Raw genomic sequence first — 17,432 nt, forward strand, 5'->3', positions numbered from 1 at the left:
TTCCCAATTCCATATTGCTTTTTAAAATTTATAAATATATACTTATCATAGTATTATTAATTAATAATTAATTGTGGAGGAAAAATGAATATTACAGGCACTATTCTAAAAAATTTAAGAATGAAAAAACATCTTACACTTGAAGAATTAGCTAATGAATTAAATGATAAGTTTGATATAAACATAACACGCAGTATGTTATCTAAATGGGAAACTGGGAAGTCAGCCCCTGTATATGGGCATTTAAAACGTTTAGCTACATATTTTAACGTAACTACTGATTTTTTGCTTGGTTTTAGTGATGATAACTTTCAGAATATAGATATTGACTTAGATACTCCCAAACGAATAAGAAAGACTAAAAAATCTTATGAAATAGACAATATCATTGAAACTTTGAACAATGATAAATTTACTTCAAAACATATAGCCTTAATACAATATTATATACGCTTTTTAGAATATGAAATCGATAATAATATAATAAAATAGCTCTATTTAACATATTTCTTAATAACAATACTGTGATATATTTTTTTCAGTATTGTGTTTACATACCTATTAATTATTCTTTTTAATACTTTTTTTAAAAAAGTGTTTACTAAAATATTCTTAAATCATATATCCCTAATGTAAGCAATTATAAAAATTTAGGAGGGATTATGTGAATTATGAATTTATAGAATACATTGTTAGAAACATTAAACAAACTGACAGCAAAGAATCTAAAGAAGATTTAGTAAATGAATTTCTCCCACTTATTAATTCAATATGTAAAAGAACCTTTATTTCTGGCTATGACATAGCTGATCTTCAAAACGAATGCATAGTTACCCTGCTTGAGTGTATTTCAAAATATAATGTAAATTCACACAGGTTTGTTGGCTATGCAGGTAATTCAATAAAAAACACTTTGAATCTTCTTATTCGTGTAGCTGCAACAAGGCAGAAATACAGTTGTCTTTCTGACTTTTCTTTAAGTAGCACCATTAATGATATTTCATCTGATGAAGCATCATTAGATGAAATTATTATACTTAATAATGATAATAAATTGATTCAAATGGCTATTGAAAAATTAAATACTGAAGAAAAATTTTTATTTAATTACTTATTTATCAATGAAAATACCCTTTATGATTATTCCTGCATAAAACATTTTTCATATACTACAGCCAAAAAGAAAAAAAAACAGCTTTTAAATAAGCTTAGAAAAAATATTTCTATATAAAATATTTCTTACTAGGGGGTAGTTTATTTATGGACTTTGAACAATTAATTGCTTTAATTTCAAATACTGGCTTCCCAATAGCAATTTGTGCATATCTGCTTTTTCGTTTAGAAAAACAGCTAAACCTTCTATGTTCTACAATAATAAAGCTTAATACCATAATATCAACAAAGCTTGGAATTGTTATAGATACTGATAAAGATGAAAATAATTAATAAATTTTAAAATTTTATTCATAAGGTGTTTCCTTTTTCTCATCTTAACCATATATATTATATGTAAACAAAATTTAGGAGGTATTTAATTATGGCTGTAAACAAAACTATTGAAACTGCATCTATTAGTATTGAAATTCAAAAAGGTGTTGATCGTGCTGGAGATCCAGTGTACTCAAAGAAAAGCTTTTCTAATGTAAAACCTGAAGCTTCACCTGAAAATGTCTATTTAGTAGCTCAGGCTATTAAAAATGTTATGGAAGCATCTACACGAGATTCTTATCTAAATGAAACATCAAGTTTGACTGAAAATTAATTTATCTTTTTAGGCTGATATTGAAGTCCACATTTTAACTTTTCATCTCTAAAAATATGTCCAAATTATAATTTTATTAAATTTTAGGAGGATTAAATTATGGATTATACTTTAACAATGACATTTTTAACTTCTGGAGGCCAAAAGAGTACTTTCTCTATAAGTGGTATAAAGCCTGATATTACTACAGCCGAAATACAAACACTAATGAATACAATAATAGAAAAAAATGTATTCTTTGCTCAATCTGGAACACTTGTAGCCATCTCCGCTGCACAGGTTACTCAAAAGAAAGTTACTAAGTTTGAAGTAGCATAAACCTAAAAATGAGGCTGCCCATTAAGAATCAAGCTCAGAGTATATTCTGGCCGAATTTCTTAATGGGCGCCTTATTTTTTAAGCTTCATTAATTTCTTTCTCTTATAAACCTGTCACTTCGCTTATCAACTTAATTTCCATGCCTTTTGCTTTCATATTTTTACCAACTTTAATTGCTTTAAATTCTATAATTTCCCGTATAAAAATATAATATAGCTTTTTTATATCTTTCCATTCTATTATTATGATGCCCATATTCATCCCATTCCAAAGATACATTAGATTCATCATTAACATTTGATTTAAATATTTCACATCCCTTTTCAACAGAGGTTACTGCATTTTTTTGGATTGTTTTTTTTCCATCAGCTTCTTTAAGTCCAGATATAAGTAATATCTTAATATCTTTATTAATTATCTCATTACTTTTAATGAAGTCTATCCACCCCTCGTACCATTGTGATCCACAAATACTAACTACTTTATCAAAACAGGTGTGCTTGTACATAGCAAATAATGATATTAAACCACCTAGCGAGAATCCCATTATTCCAGCATTATTTTCGCAAGTATTATAAGTTCTATCTATATACGGTTTTAATTCATTTACTATAAATGATAAATACTCTTCACCCTTTCCTCCAAATGCCTTGAATTTTTCAACTAAAGGTGCAGCTGGCCATGGAGTATATTCATCCAGTCTATCTATAGGAGTGATGCCCACTATAATATGTTCACTATAATTTTCGCTCTCAAGTTCTTCTGCAAAACTCATAAGTTCCTCTAAAATATCTGCAAATGAGTCTCCATCATGAACATATATAACAGGATACTTTTTACCACAATTATATGACGGAGGTAAATATATAAAAATATCTCTATTAAACTCTTTATTATAAACTAATTTACCATTCATTATTTTCTCCTTCTGTAATTACACTTATGTTTTTATTTTTTATTTTACTTGGAACTACTCCAACGTGTTTTTTAAATAATCTACTAAAGTAAAACTCATCATTATATCCTACAGCTGATGCTACTTTTTTTACTGAATTACCTTCCTCTAAAAGTCTAGTAGCAACTGCCATCCTATACTTAATTAAGTAATCAATAGGTCTAATTTTAGTATATTTATAAAATACATATGAAAGATGATTTATAGATTCTCCATATCTTCCTGATAATTTTTTTAGTGATATATCCTCCATATAATATTTAGATATGAATTCTATTATATCAGAAACTAAGTCACTTTCACTATCATGAATTTTATAGTTTTGCTCACTAAATAGTTTTCTTAGAAATAAATTAATATGTATTTGTAATTTTAATTTTGATGTTATTTCTGATTTATTGGAAATTTCTAATATATTATTTAACGACTTTATTACTAAATCGTAATTTTTTATCTTCATTTCAAAAACAGAATGTATATAATCAGTATTTGTACAATTACTATAAGAAATATAATATATATTTATATATTTAAATTTTTCATTGCCTAAGACATTAAACGAGATTTGTTTATTTTGACATCCATGAATAACCTTTCCTGGCTCAGCAACATAAATTTCATCATCAAATTGAATCTTAGCTAGGCCGCTTATTGGAAAAATAAATGCTGAAAGATTAGTTTGATAGCTATCTTTTTCTAAATTAGGTTGTTTTTCGAAGTATCCAACTCTAACTACTTGAATAGAATTATCACCAAATTCATTAATTAAGTCACTTGCTTTCACTATTGTCATTTCTTTACTGTCTCCTTTCTTAATACTTACAGTTCAAAATATATACTAATATGATTAAAATTTCCTAATATCATTAACTCATATTTTTATTTTGATTCATATTAATACTTTAAATACATTTTTAATAATTGTCCATGTTTTTATAATTGTATATTCATTTACTTAAAAATGTATATTATAATGTTTTAAGCAGTTGAGAAATATTCTCAACCAAATTCAAAATCATATATGCTAGGAAGGAAAAACTTTATGGACAGTACATCTTATACTTCTTTTGAAGATAATGAAAAATTTAAGAGAAGATTTTTCATTCTTTTACTTTCATTAATTGTAGTATTAATAATTTCAGTTATATTATCTGTATCTGTTGGTTCATTAAAAATTCAGCCTTCAGTTTCCTATAGGATTCTTATTAATAAATTATTAGGTATTACTATTGGAGATCAATCTGAATTAATAGGAAATGCTAACTATAATATAATTTGGATGATTCGTTTTCCTAGAGTATTACTTGCAATAATTGTAGGTGCAGGTCTTTCTCTTTGTGGAACCATAATGCAAGCAACAGTTCAAAATCCATTAGCAGAACCATATATTTTGGGTATTTCATCTGGTGCATCTTTAGGTGCTACTTTTTCAATAATGCTTGGTATAGGTTCATTTAATTTATTAAGTATGCAAGGTACTTCATTTTGGGCTTTTTTAGGCGCATTAATTTCTGCAGCTATGGTACTTCTTCTTGCTTCATTTGGTAGTAAAATATCTTCAGCAAAACTTGTACTTTCAGGAACTGTAGTAAATGCACTTTGTAATGCACTATCTAACTTTATTATTTCTATAGCCAGCAATGCTGAAGGTATGCAAACAGTAAAGTTTTGGACTATGGGATCTCTTGCTGGAGCCAATTGGGGTAATATTTTATTTCCAAGTGTAGTTGTAATATTATGTTGTATTTTTTTCATTATTCAAAGTCGTACTTTAAATGTATTACTAATGGGTGATGAATCAGCAATAACACTTGGTATTAATCTTAACTTTTATCGCAAACTTTATATGATAATAACTTCTCTCTTAACTGGAGTATTAGTTTCTGTTTGCGGTATTATAGGCTTCGTAGGTCTTATTATTCCTCATATTGTTCGTTCATTAGTTGGCTCTGATCATAAAAAGCTTACACCTGTTTCAATTTTACTTGGTTCTATTTTTATGATATGGGCTGATGTATTTGCTAGAACGTTAATACCAAATTCGGAACTTTCAATTGGTATTATAACTGCACTAGTTGGTGCACCATTCTTTGTTTACATACTACTAAGAAGAGGTTATGGATTCGGAGATAAATAGGAGGTTACGTATGAATTTATCTGTCAAAGATTTAAAGGTAGATATTGCTACTAAACAAATTGTCAAGGGAATTTCTCTATCTGTTAATGATAATGAATTTATTGGTCTTATTGGTCCAAATGGTAGTGGAAAATCCACATTATTAAAAGCCATATATCGTGTTTTAAAGCCTTCTTCTGGCTCTGTATTTTTAGATGGAAAAGATATGAAAGATATTAATCCCAAAACTATTGCTAAAAATCTAGCAGTTGTAAGTCAATTTAATAATATTAATTTTGACTTTAAAGTTATAGATATTGTTTTAATGGGACGCTCTCCACATAAGTCTTTACTAGAAAGTGAGAATAAAAATGACTACTCTATCGCAACTGAGGCTTTAAAAAAAGTTGGAATGGATCATTATTCTAATAGAAGCTTTACTTCTCTTTCTGGTGGCGAAAAACAAAGAGTTATTCTTGCTAGAGCATTAGCTCAAAAGCCTAAAATATTAATATTAGATGAACCAACTAATCACTTAGATATTAAATATCAAATTGAAATTTTAAGTTTAGTTAAAAATTTAGGTATTTGCGTGTTGGCAGCATTACATGATTTGACTTTGGCTTCTCAGTACTGTCATAAGCTTATAGTCTTAAAAGATGGAGAAATAGTAGCAGAAGGCATACCAAAGGAAATAGTTACTTCAGAAATGATTAAGAATGTATATGATATAGATAGCTATATTTATACTAATCCAATAACTAATAATATATCAATTGATTATTACCCTAGTAACCAATACTAAAAAATTAAATACATCCGTGTACAAACAAGTACACGAGATATGGCAAGGAGATTTATAAATATGAAAAGAAAAAAATTAGTTCTTATTACATCAATAATGATTATAGCTACTATGCTATCTGGTTGTGGTCAAAGTCAAAAAGATAACAGTAGCGATACCAATAATAGTTCAATATCATCTAATTCTGAAGCTAGTGAGACTTCTTATCCTCTTACTATTGATGCCTTTGACAATGATGGTAATACATATCCTCAGACATTTAATAGTATTCCACAAAAAGTAGTAACGAATAATCAATCATCTACAGAATTACTTTTAGAATTAGGTTTAAAAGATTATATTGTTGGTACAGGTGATTTAGACAATAAAGTATTAGATAGATTACAAGCTGATTATGAATCTATTCCTGTCGTATCTGAAAAAGGGCAAATTGCTAAAGAAGCTATAGTTGGAACAGGTGCTGATTTTGTAATAGGAAGATCTGCATCATTTACAGATGAAACTTACGGTACTATTCCAAATCTTAATGCAATGGGTATTAATACATATACTCAATTAGCTAGTAAAATGAATACTACTCAATCTTTAGATAATATAATTTTAGATGTTAGAAATGTAGGTAAAATTTTTGACATACAAGATAAAGCAAATAGTTATGCTGATAATCTTCAAAAAAGATTAGATACACTTACAAGTAAAATTTCAAACATTAATGGAGAACCAATTAAAGTTATGCTTATGGTTAAATACATTGATGGCCAATTTGGTGTATACGGAGCAAATGCTTCTTTACAAACAGAGATGCTAAAAATTTTAAATGCTGAAAATGTTGCTGAAAAAGGCGGAACACTATCTACTGAAAATTTAATTTCACTAAATCCTGATGCTATTGTTTATGTACATGCTGATAAAAATGCAAGTACTGATAAAAATGCTGTTGAATCACTTTTATCAAATGATTTAATACAAAGTGTTAATGCTATTTCTAATAAGAATATTATAGAAGTTGATTATACCGAACTTATGGGCTATGGTTTTAGAACTTTTGATTGTTTAGAAAAAATGGCTAGTGCCCTATATCCTGATTCATTTTAATACTATAGGATAGGACTGTGTATAATGAATAAAAATTCATTATACACAGTCCCTTTTGCATAGTTTATATGAAATGATATATATTTAATACAAATATCATTAACAATATTATTCTTCCTAAAATAATGCTCTAAAGTTTACTTTTATTTTTGGTTTTATATAACTAAATCATAGATCCATCTAAGCTAATGTTATACCCATTAATTATAGTATCACTTGCCATAGTACCATCATTATATAAATAGTACCATTTGTTATTTATTTTCTGCCAGCCAATTGCCATTGCTCCATCATTTTTTAAGAAATACCATGAGTTATTTACTTTTTGCCAGCCTGTTACCATCACTCCATTTTCTTTTAAGAAATACCACGAGTTATTTACTTTTTGCCAGCCTGTTGCCATCACTCCATCATCTTTTAATAAGTACCAATAATTGTTTACTTTCTGCCAACCTGTCGCCATTATTCCATTTTCTTTTAAGAAATACCACGAGTTATTTACTTTTTGCCAGCCTGTTGCCATCACTCCATCATCTTTTAATAAGTACCAATAATTATTTACTTTCTGCCAGCCTGTTTTTACGTTTCCTTCTTCATCTGCTAAATACCATTTTGAATCTATCTGTTGCCAGCCTGTAATTATTTTTCCATCTTGTGTTATGAGTTTTAGTGTTCCATCATTATTTTTTTGAATTTTTATAATACCACTATTATTGTTAGATGAAGTAGTAGTCGTAGTATCTTCTATCTTACTTGAATCTTCGCTCTCAGTGTTTGATGAATTTTTACTTGATGAATGGCTGCTTGATGAGCTTGAACTTGAACTGCTCTTTATAGCTCCAATAATATTTTCATAATCTTTGCCATTATAATTTATTACTAATTTAATAAATTTATTTTTATCTGCACTAACTAATTTGTAGTTTTTATCGTTTCCTATTAATACTCCATTTTCATCATTTTTAGTAGATAATCTATACCACTTATATGTTATTCCATTAGAATCTACAATTTCATCGCCTTCTGATGTTAACAATTTAGCATTTAAAGTACTTCCTACCTTACCATTCCCTTGTATTCTTGCTACATTATTAGAGGTATCATTAACATCTATATAATAAACTGGTGTACGTTTTATTCCACCATATGAATCTTTTATTTCTGCATACCATCCATAATGTCCATTTTCTTTTTCCCATGTTATTGAAGCAGTATCTCCACTTGCAACATTATTCACTGTTCCTATTACTTCATTTGTGTAAATATTAGCTGTCATTGAAGTTGTATTCAAAGTTTTTTCTTGTGGAATAATCCCTAAATCATCTAATGGAATTATGAAATTCTCTTCTTCTTTTGTAAATTCTCCTGATGAGTAACTATCTTCTGATGGAGAATATGTCCTTATAGAAATAGTTCTATCTTTAAGAGAAAAATGCATTAGACGTAAAAATCCTCTTCCACCTTCTGCTAGAGCTTGATAATCAAATAACATTTGATAAACTGTACGTTCCGCTATCCCATCATTATCATCATCAAATTTATCAATTCTAGTTGCTGCACTATGATAATGTCCTGATAAAACCATACATACATTAGCATTTTTTGAAATCACTTCATCATATACTCTTTTTGGTTCCTCACCAAGGCCTTTACTTGCTAATAAATATTCATGAAAATTAAGAATAGCCTTTCTTTCTGGATATTTAGCAAGTACTTCATTCATCCATTTTATTTCATCATCACCAATACCCCAACCCATATATATCATTATAAAGTCTATTCCATCTACACTAATTAAATCATAGTGTCCTTTATTATTTTTATAGCTTTCTCCATACCAAGGATTATCGTTAAATCTATTTTCTCCAAAGTACGTTCCATACTCTGTATAATCTTCAGACTTATGACCTACATCATGATTACCAGCTAAAACACCATATGGAAATTTTGCATCATCTAATTTCTTATATGCTTCATCTGCATTTTTCCATTCATATTCTTCTTCAACATCATCTACAATATCTCCATCATGAAACATATACTGAATATTCATCCTAGGTTTATTTGCAAGAATCCAATCATGTATATTTATTTGATGATGATATTTGTCTCCATTAATATTTTCATTATAATATTGAGTATCTGATTCTAATGCAAATGTGAAGTCATAGCTATTTCTATCTAAATCTTCTACATTTGATGTAGTAATTTCAGTATTGCTTGTTGTATCTGCAGGAGTTCCTGGTGCATATTGAATAGGATTATACCCTATTCCATTTTGGACCATTACTTTTAAAGAATTACCATTTCTATATTTATCAACTGGTATTTCTGCGTTTATTGAAACATCACCATTTTCATCTGCTGTAGTGGCTTTTATAAGATTCCATTTTTGTTTACTAATTGAATAAGCATATAGATTTATTTTACTATTTGGATTGGCTTGACCCTTCCAATTTATCCCCACTATTGAGTCATCTGTAACGTTATCTGCAAGTGATATGTCATAAGTATTATATGGATATCCATCATTTGCTTCTTTTATTCCTCCAGAAACTTGTGCAATTCCACCATCTTCTTTAATTTCAGCATCTCCTAATTTATATTGATCACCAGTTTTAAAAGTAACATCCATAGTATCATTAGTAGGATCAGTAACCTTTATGCTAAGTATTGGATTTTTATTAACATTAGCTCCATTTCCTGGTGTAACTGCTTCTGGATCATTAGGATTTTCATCTGGAATAGTAAAGTTTACTACTTTTTCGCCTTTATTTCCAACTTCATCTATTGCAGTTATTTTTAAAATATGATTTCCCGCTGCAAGTAAAGTTGATGAAACTTTTAGTGGCATATTTACTTCTTGATTATCCAAAGTCACTAAAAACTTTGAAACCTTTGTTGTTTCATCACATGCTGAAGCTTCTATTGTAAAATCACCTTTGTATTGCTTGTTTTCCATGTTTGTACTGATTTCTGGTGCTGTATTATCAACAATTACTTGCGCACTAGTTGTAGCTAATCCAGAAGTAGCTTCAATTTTATGGCTTCCATCTGAATCATCTATCGTATTCCAATTATATCTAATACCTGTATAAGCATCACTATCAACAGTAAATTTAGCATCAAGTATTTCTATTTTTCCAGCACTATCTCCCATATTTATTACTTTTTCTGGAGTTTCATACCCATCTGCTCTAATAGTCTTTCCATTAGGCAATAATAATCTTATATTTTTAATTACAAAATCATCATTATTTTCTTCATTATGTTCAAGGGGATTTGCTTTATTTCCAGCATGAATAGATATTGTAATATTTTTTCCTTTTTCAAAATATTTAACTGGAATAGAATATTTTATAGTTGCCCAATCTGAATATGTTCCATCATCAAAAACTCCTATAAGGTCATTCCCAATTGCTACTGCATTCTTAAAAAATACATCTGTTTGAGATACATCAAAAGCTATAATTGGAGCATCTCCTAATGATTCAATTGCTTCACTGGTAACATCTTCTCCATCAACAAACAATTTTAAATCTTTATTATCATCTTTATTTGATGATGCTATTAATTGCTGCTCTCCAGATAATAATTGATTATTTGATAAGTTTAATTCTAATTCATTTTTACTTGATGAATCATTTGTAATTGTTTTTTCATCAGTTTCTACATTATTAGTTCCATCAGATACCTCAAAGTAATAGCTATAACTACTTTTATTTGAAAGATCTATTGAAGATATTGTTTTAGTAAACACAGAGTCAATTCCATCGGTTAAATTATACTCTTCATATTCTGACATTGTATTATCTTTTAAATAAAGTTTTACAGTTTTTATACTTCTATCTCCAGCTTCTGCTTTCACTGAAAATTTTAAATCTTTATTACTTGAAAATTGTAAATCCGTCATGTCTGTAAGTATTGGTTCATTATCGCTGCTTCCCAAATCAACACTAGAAATTGGCTTTTCATCTTCAGTTATATCTCCAGGCGTTGGTTTTGAATCATTTGACATCATTTTAGATTTTCCTGTATACATATCATATTTATATGTAATTGATTTATTTAATTTAACATCCTTATCACTCATATTATATGAAACAAAATCAAGTACCTCTTTAGTATTTGTAGTTAACTTTAAGGCTCTGTCACCACTATTAGCCATACCAGCACTATAAATTTCTACTATATTTTTTCCCATTACAAGGTTTGTATTAAATTCCTTATTAAAGTCATTCACTGTAAGCTCATCATTACTACCATTCTTAATCCAAAATACTAATGTTTCTTCTGGATCTATTTTTATACTTGAAGGATCACTTTCCCATATAACATCACTAGAGTCACCCTTATCTGGATAATTATAATATATTTTATAATCTTTTAAATCTATTGTTTCATTACTATTATTGTATACTTCGATAAATTCATATGCATCTGCTTTATTAACATTATTTGAATCTGGAAGTATTTCTGTAATTACTAGTGGAGATGGATTCTCGCAATAATCCCCCTCAGTAAGCAGCTCTAATGCATCTTCTGTTGTGGTTTCTAAAATTTTATCATCTGAACCAATAACATTGTTTATTGTTATTGCACCTTCTGTTGTTTCTTTATTAAGATCTGACAATAATTTATTATTAGAATCACTATCACTCTTATTATTATTAATTTCTAATTTATTTACCATATCATCATTAATAAGATTTGATGGCTTAACTTCAAGTGCTTTAACTCCTACATTGGTAATATTAATAGCAATTACGCCAAAAGTAGTTATTCTTTTGGCGTCTTTTAAAATTTTCTTCATCATCTTCCCCCATTTTCTAATACAAATTACTTATATCATATCCCTATAATGTAAAGCATTTATTATATTATAGTAAATTACAGGTAAATGATTTGTTAAATCTAAAATTTCTTTTGATTTTAATTTAAAGTTTATTAGAGATCTAATTCAATTTCTGGATCCATAAATATGTGACAATAAAACTTAATATATCTAATATTAATACCCTTGATATTTTAATAAAAAAATATATAATTTAAATAAAAAATTATATTTTAATTTATTAAGAATATTTCCCATTTACTTTTAGCTCTTAATTAGCTAATAAAATATTTTAGATAACAAATGATAATTGAAAAAATGGAGGATTACTAAAATTGAATTACATTATTCTAAAAAATATAAGAAAATTTAATAAAATCATTTTAATATTTGGAATTCTCCTCATATGTTTTAGCATTCAAACAAAATCCATACAAGCTGAAGAAAATAATGTAATAAAAGTTGGATACCCAATTGTTGAAGGTTTTACAGAAATCAAAGATGGTGTTTATAGTGGATATGCATATGAGTATTTAAGAGAAATCGCTAAATATACTGGTTGGGAATATGAATTTGTTGAGATGAGTCTCAATGATGCAATGAACGAATTAAAAAATGGTAACATAGATATTGTAGCAGGTATGCTTAAAAATGATCAAAGTATTAAGATTTATGATTTTCCAGAATACGATTCTGGTTATACTTACACTACTCTATCCATTTTAAAAGATAATGAAAATATTAGTCAATCAAACTTTGAAACATTAAACGGACTCAAGGTAGGTTACTTTGAAACATCTAAAGTTAGACTGAATAATTTTATTAAATTCTGCGAAAATAATAGCATTACCAATATTGATTTAATTCCTTATCCTTTTCAAACTGGAAAAGAACTTTCAGAGGCTTTAGAATCTAAAGAAGTAGATGCTATTATCGACGGAGATTTATTAACAAATAAGAATGAGAAAGTAGTTGTTAAATTTGGAGCTATACCTTACTATTTTGCAACAACTAAAGGAAATACTAAAATAACGCAACAACTAAATCATGTGCTCTTTAAAATTAAAGAAAGTGATCCTGCATTTAATCAGAAATTATATAATAAATACTTTCAAATTAATAAGGAACATTTCTTTATCTTAACAGAAGAAGAGCAAAGCTACATCAATAACATGGCTCCTTTAAAAGCTATCTATATTGATAATTATAATCCACTTCAATATTACGATATTAATACTAAAAAGCCAGCTGGTATTTTTATTGATGTAATGAACTTAATCACTCAGAAATCTGGACTTCGTTTTGAATTAGTTCGAGTAAAAAGCTATGAAGAAGCATATGAATTAATAAAAGCTAAAAAGGCTGATTTAATAATTGGCGCTCCCAGTATTTATCCAATTGCAGATGAAAATGAATTTACACTAACAAAATCTTATTTAAAATTTGATATGGTAGAGGTAGTTCGTAAGAATAAAAATAATCAACAAAATAATCCCAAAATTATTGCATTACCTATAGGAGGTGCCTATTATAATATAAATAATGACTATGAAATAAATTTATACGATACATTTGAAGAATGTTTAACAGCAGTTGAAAAAGGAACAGCAGATTTAACTTGCGGAAATAACCATTCTGTATCTAACTATCTTGCTGCTGGATACTATCCTAATTTAACTGTTATTTCAAATGATTTTAAAACGGAGGTTTCAATTGGGCTTGCTAAACCAACCAATAATAACTTACTAAGTATTATTAATAAAGCAATTTATAGTTTATCAGAAGAAGAAATTAAAGATATTATTTATCTGAATACAATTAACATTAAACACTCTGTTACATTAAAACAATTTTTCTTTGATAACTTAGCTTTATGTATAGCAGTAATTATATTATTTTTAAGTTTAATATCTATAATTACTTATCTATTGGTGCGAATAAAATTTAAAAATTTAGTATTATCAAAAGAATTGTTACTAAAAAAGTCGCAAACAGATCCATTAACAGGACTTTATAATCGTGACGCATTTGAACAATCAGTTATAAATTATTTAAATACGAAAAATCCTATATTATATGGTGCGTTCATTATTATCGATATAGATTATTTCAAACAAATAAATGATTCTTTAGGGCATAAAGTAGGTGATGATCTCTTAAAAGATTTTAGCCAATTATTAAAGGAATTTTTTTCACTAGAAGATATTCTTTGTCGATGGGGCGGAGATGAATTTATTGTCTTTATGAAAGATATTGAAGAAAATAACCTCCAAATTGTGAATCAAAAGTTACAACAACTATGTCAATTAATGAATAAAGACATAAGCTATAATGGTTGTAGTAAAAAAATCTCTCTTAGTATAGGTTCTACCGTTATTAAACAAAATCTCGACTTCAATGAAATATATCAACAAGCAGATACATTACTTTATGAAGTAAAACGTAATGGAAGGAATGGATTTAAAGTAAATATTAATTTCTAAATCATATTTTTTTCACTTTTATTAAAAACAAAAAACCTAACTAAAATCCTTTATCTATATTTTAGTTAGGTTAATGTTTGAGGCTAACATACATTTAAACTTCACTATGAAAGCCTCCAAATTTATAATAATCTTTTTTAAATCAATAATTTATTCTTCAACACTCATATAATAAAGTTTAGCAGCATCGCCTTTTTTAATAGTATGATATCCAGCTTCTAATTCTACAGTAACTGTACCTTTATCAGCTTTGTATTTAACTCCATCTACAATTATATATTTTGAGAAATCTGAGTTAAGCACTAAAGTTAAAGTTGAAGTACTATCTGTAGTAAACGAGATACTCGTACTAGTTTCAATCTTTAAATATTCAGTTAAAAAGAATCCATCATATGACATTCCAGTTTTATTTTTTCCTAAGTTACCTTTGATAGTAAAATATGAACTTTCCTTACCATTCTCTGTGAAATTATGCACAGTGTCTTTAGATGTATCTGGTGTTTCCGGTGTTTCTGGAAGCTCTGGTGTCTCTGGTACCTCTGGAACTTCCGGTACTTCTGGTACCTCTGGTGTTTCAGGTACTTCTGGAATTTCTGGAAGCTCTGGTGTTTCAGGTACTTCTGGTACTTCCGGAATTTCTGGAACCTCTGGTACTTCTGGTGTTTCAGAATTATCACCATCTGGATCAACAACTACTGAATTTCCTCCAATAGAAACTACATCAGACTTATAGCTTAGAAGTTTTTTCATAAGATCTTTATTTAGTGAAGATGATTCATCATCTGCTTTTGTAAATGTCCATTCAAAATCTCCACCATTAGTTCTTCCTGCATAAGTAGTAACATTATCTACTACATCTTCTACATCGTCTGCTTTATATTCATACATTTTTGAGCTTGTATCAAAATTATTATAAGTTGTTTTTCCACTTACTGTCTTATAAGAAGCTGGTACAACTTCATCTCTTGAATTTGCAAGATAAGCATCAAATTGAATAGCATTATCTTGTGCATAAACTAAAGCTTTTTCTCCAGTTATGCTATTATTATAAGCCTTAATCATTCCCCCTGATTCACCTGAGAATGTTCCAGTAGAGCTTCCTGCAATATCTGATCCTTGAAGCGAACTAAGCATTGGATATTTACAGTTTCTAAATGCATTTGCTTCTACAAAAGCTGATGCTCCCTTTGTAACACCAACACCATATTTTGAATTACCATCAAAATAATTATTGTAAATGTGTATTGTACCTACTCTAATACGAGGATGTCTTGAATCTGAATGATCAAACCAGTTATGATGATATGTTACAAAAAACTCATCTGTATCACTCATACCACAAAGTGAAGACTTTCCAGAATCCCAAAAATGGTTATATGAAACAGTAACATTAGTTGATTTTCCCTTAACATCTAGTGAACCATCACCCTTAGCTTGGTCTGCATCACTTCCTGCTGTTCCATAGAATATATCATTATTATGAATCCATATATTTTCATTATCAGTATCTAAAGAAATTCCGTCATCTTGGAATAGCATTATTCCAAGGTTTCTAACTTCTACATTTCTTGCTCCTCTTATAAGAATTCCCCAGCCATTTATTGTAGCATCTTCACCTACACCTTCAAGAGTAAGATTGTAGCATCCTTTTAATTGAAGGTATCCACTACTATTAAGCCCATATATATCTGATGCTTTAATTTCACCAATTACACGTATAATAAGATGAGACTTATCATAACCTTTTTGACGCTTTGATAAAATGTCAACAAGACCAGTACATGTAGTTTTAGATCCCTTTGAGTTTGTTATAACATCAGCCTTTACTGTATTTATGTTATCTGCTGTAACATAAAGTATAGTAGCATCTTCAGCTACAGTTCCATCATCATTATATCCACCTGATGCGGTCCCCATGGCAGAATCTTTTGAAAAAGCAAAACCTTCTCTTGTATGAGATTTTACATCAATTGATGATGTAGCTGCAGATTTTGATTTGTTTTCTTTTCCATCAAATAATGGAACTACCTTTATAACATAAGATCCTTCTTCAACCCCAAGTACGTCAGCTCTAAAATAAGATGAATATTGTCTTATTAATTCACTATCTAATTGTCTGTATTTAGAATCAGCTTCCCCATCTTCTTTATAGTACACATTATAACCTGATGCATCGTCTGCACCTTGCCATTCAACACTTGCAGTTTCTAAATCTCCATAGCTATTTAAAATAACTACATTTTCATTATTATAATTGCTTATAGATATTGAATCTACACTTTTATCTAATGCATAAGCATTAATTGAAGCTCCCTGTCCAATTATAACTGATGACACTAGTGTAATAGCCATAACCTTTTGCGCTAATCTTTTAGACATACATCTGTATTTCTTTTCTTCTGGTTCTTTAAACATTTTTTAATTCCCCTTTAGTATATTTATGTAAAAAAGTACATTAAAAAAATCGCCAAGGCGACTATGTTGTAGTCTTCTATAAAATACAAATCCAATAGAATACAATAGCTTTTATAAAATGTAGTTCTTTAAGCCGTCGATTTTTTTCAGCGCACTCTGGATTTTCTGAGCTTGCCGAAGAAAAGGCCAGGCGCTATAATTTATTTTTTATTCTTTAGGAACTATGCATTAGCCTATTGCAATATTTTAAAAAATAACTTTTCCCCTCAAAAGATACCACCATGAACATAATTTCCTAAAGAATAAAAAAGCTACTCATAAAGAGTAGCAGAAATAATAATCAAAACCATTAATAAATAAAATTATTAAACTATCATAAATATAATTATATAGATTTTAATATAACAAAAAGTAATGCACTCTTTGGCAACTGGCTGACATAGTTTATTAAAACATTAGTCCCTATAGCTTTGCGCCCTTAGATTTCCCTAAGTTTGCCTATTAAATTTTATGGGCTAATTATATATTATATTTTTAAGATTGTAAACACTAATTTTATCTTTGGCTTCATCTGAATAATCACAGGCATAAATATCTATAAATCCTCTTTCTCTAAACACAATAAATTATTGCCTGTGCACATCCCAAA

Annotated in this window: 13 protein-coding genes and 1 riboswitch; of the genes, 9 read left to right on the top strand and 4 right to left on the bottom strand. The window is 28.5% G+C overall.

Features of this window, described 5'->3' with window-relative positions; all coding sequences use genetic code 11:
- The first annotated feature begins 84 nt into the window (after window positions 1-84).
- The 5 genes from BN2920_RS13085 to BN2920_RS13105 all read left to right on the top strand — a co-directional run bounded on the left by BN2920_RS13085 (window position 85) and on the right by BN2920_RS13105 (window position 2,080).
- Window positions 85-492, top strand: a complete 408-nt coding sequence (locus BN2920_RS13085; protein WP_058295444.1) for a helix-turn-helix domain-containing protein — start codon at window positions 85-87, stop codon at window positions 490-492.
- 172 nt (window positions 493-664) lie between these two features.
- Window positions 665-1,231 (top strand): sigma-70 family RNA polymerase sigma factor, encoded by a 567-nt coding sequence (locus BN2920_RS13090; RefSeq protein ID WP_058295445.1) that lies wholly within the window; start codon window positions 665-667, stop codon window positions 1,229-1,231.
- Between the two features lie 29 nt (window positions 1,232-1,260).
- Entirely contained in the window at window positions 1,261-1,446 is a 186-nt protein-coding gene (locus BN2920_RS13095; RefSeq protein WP_058295446.1) for a YvrJ family protein, read from the top strand.
- 91 nt (window positions 1,447-1,537) lie between these two features.
- A complete protein-coding gene (locus tag BN2920_RS13100; RefSeq protein WP_058295447.1) occupies window positions 1,538-1,762 on the top strand; it encodes a DUF1659 domain-containing protein in 225 nt (74 codons plus the stop codon).
- A gap of 99 nt (window positions 1,763-1,861) precedes the next feature.
- Window positions 1,862-2,080 (top strand): DUF2922 domain-containing protein, encoded by a 219-nt coding sequence (locus BN2920_RS13105; RefSeq protein ID WP_058295448.1) that lies wholly within the window; start codon window positions 1,862-1,864, stop codon window positions 2,078-2,080.
- A gap of 178 nt (window positions 2,081-2,258) precedes the next feature.
- Here BN2920_RS13105 and BN2920_RS13110 read toward each other — a convergent pair whose 3' ends face one another.
- Together BN2920_RS13110 and BN2920_RS13115 are read right to left on the bottom strand one after the other, a co-directional pair.
- On the bottom strand, window positions 2,259-2,996 hold the full coding sequence (locus BN2920_RS13110; protein WP_058295449.1) for an alpha/beta hydrolase: 738 nt from the start codon (window positions 2,994-2,996) through the stop codon (window positions 2,259-2,261).
- Window positions 2,986-3,828, bottom strand: a complete 843-nt coding sequence (locus BN2920_RS13115; RefSeq protein WP_058295450.1) for a helix-turn-helix transcriptional regulator — start codon at window positions 3,826-3,828, stop codon at window positions 2,986-2,988. The genes BN2920_RS13110 and BN2920_RS13115 overlap by 11 nt, the downstream gene beginning before the upstream one ends.
- A gap of 249 nt (window positions 3,829-4,077) precedes the next feature.
- Between BN2920_RS13115 and BN2920_RS13120 the strand changes: the two genes are divergently transcribed.
- From BN2920_RS13120 to BN2920_RS13130, 3 genes are read left to right on the top strand one after another with little or no spacing between them, the layout of a single operon-like run.
- Window positions 4,078-5,172: a FecCD family ABC transporter permease gene (locus BN2920_RS13120; RefSeq protein ID WP_058295451.1), complete on the top strand. Its 1,095-nt coding sequence runs from the start codon at window positions 4,078-4,080 to the stop codon at window positions 5,170-5,172.
- 10 nt (window positions 5,173-5,182) lie between these two features.
- Window positions 5,183-5,956, top strand: coding sequence for an ABC transporter ATP-binding protein (locus tag BN2920_RS13125; RefSeq protein ID WP_058295452.1), 774 nt, complete (start codon window positions 5,183-5,185; stop codon window positions 5,954-5,956).
- Window positions 5,957-6,016: 60 nt separating this feature from the next.
- The gene (locus BN2920_RS13130; RefSeq protein WP_058295453.1) at window positions 6,017-7,051 is read left to right on the top strand and encodes an ABC transporter substrate-binding protein; all 1,035 of its coding nucleotides are present in this window, start codon (window positions 6,017-6,019) and stop codon (window positions 7,049-7,051) included.
- A gap of 163 nt (window positions 7,052-7,214) precedes the next feature.
- On the opposite strand, the gene BN2920_RS13135 is transcribed toward BN2920_RS13130, so the two are convergent.
- Window positions 7,215-11,864, bottom strand: coding sequence for a lamin tail domain-containing protein (locus tag BN2920_RS13135; RefSeq protein ID WP_058295454.1), 4,650 nt, complete (start codon window positions 11,862-11,864; stop codon window positions 7,215-7,217).
- Between the two features lie 356 nt (window positions 11,865-12,220).
- On the opposite strand from BN2920_RS13135, the gene BN2920_RS13140 reads away from it, so the two are divergent.
- A complete protein-coding gene (locus BN2920_RS13140; RefSeq protein WP_058295455.1) occupies window positions 12,221-14,368 on the top strand; it encodes a transporter substrate-binding domain-containing diguanylate cyclase in 2,148 nt (715 codons plus the stop codon).
- 150 nt (window positions 14,369-14,518) lie between these two features.
- Here the strand turns inward: BN2920_RS13140 and BN2920_RS13145 are convergent, their stop codons facing one another.
- On the bottom strand, window positions 14,519-16,783 hold the full coding sequence (locus BN2920_RS13145; RefSeq protein WP_198157493.1) for a pectate lyase family protein: 2,265 nt from the start codon (window positions 16,781-16,783) through the stop codon (window positions 14,519-14,521).
- 422 nt (window positions 16,784-17,205) lie between these two features.
- A riboswitch (cyclic di-GMP riboswitch) is annotated at window positions 17,206-17,292 on the bottom strand.
- Window positions 17,293-17,432: the final 140 nt, after the last annotated feature.

The sequence above is a fragment of the Clostridium neonatale genome (assembly GCF_001458595.1).
Taxonomy (GTDB): Bacteria; Bacillota; Clostridia; order Clostridiales; family Clostridiaceae; genus Clostridium; species Clostridium neonatale.

Coding starts and splice junctions, on each gene's coding strand:
- BN2920_RS13085 (WP_058295444.1), top strand. CDS start 85: ATGAATATTACAGGCACTATTCTAAAAAATTTAAGAATGAAAAAACAT.
- BN2920_RS13095 (WP_058295446.1), top strand. CDS start 1,261: ATGGACTTTGAACAATTAATTGCTTTAATTTCAAATACTGGCTTCCCA.
- BN2920_RS13100 (WP_058295447.1), top strand. CDS start 1,538: ATGGCTGTAAACAAAACTATTGAAACTGCATCTATTAGTATTGAAATT.
- BN2920_RS13105 (WP_058295448.1), top strand. CDS start 1,862: ATGGATTATACTTTAACAATGACATTTTTAACTTCTGGAGGCCAAAAG.
- BN2920_RS13110 (WP_058295449.1), bottom strand. CDS start 2,996: ATGAATGGTAAATTAGTTTATAATAAAGAGTTTAATAGAGATATTTTT.
- BN2920_RS13115 (WP_058295450.1), bottom strand. CDS start 3,828: ATGACAATAGTGAAAGCAAGTGACTTAATTAATGAATTTGGTGATAAT.
- BN2920_RS13120 (WP_058295451.1), top strand. CDS start 4,078: ATGGACAGTACATCTTATACTTCTTTTGAAGATAATGAAAAATTTAAG.
- BN2920_RS13125 (WP_058295452.1), top strand. CDS start 5,183: ATGAATTTATCTGTCAAAGATTTAAAGGTAGATATTGCTACTAAACAA.
- BN2920_RS13130 (WP_058295453.1), top strand. CDS start 6,017: ATGAAAAGAAAAAAATTAGTTCTTATTACATCAATAATGATTATAGCT.
- BN2920_RS13135 (WP_058295454.1), bottom strand. CDS start 11,864: ATGAAGAAAATTTTAAAAGACGCCAAAAGAATAACTACTTTTGGCGTA.
- BN2920_RS13145 (WP_198157493.1), bottom strand. CDS start 16,783: ATGTTTAAAGAACCAGAAGAAAAGAAATACAGATGTATGTCTAAAAGA.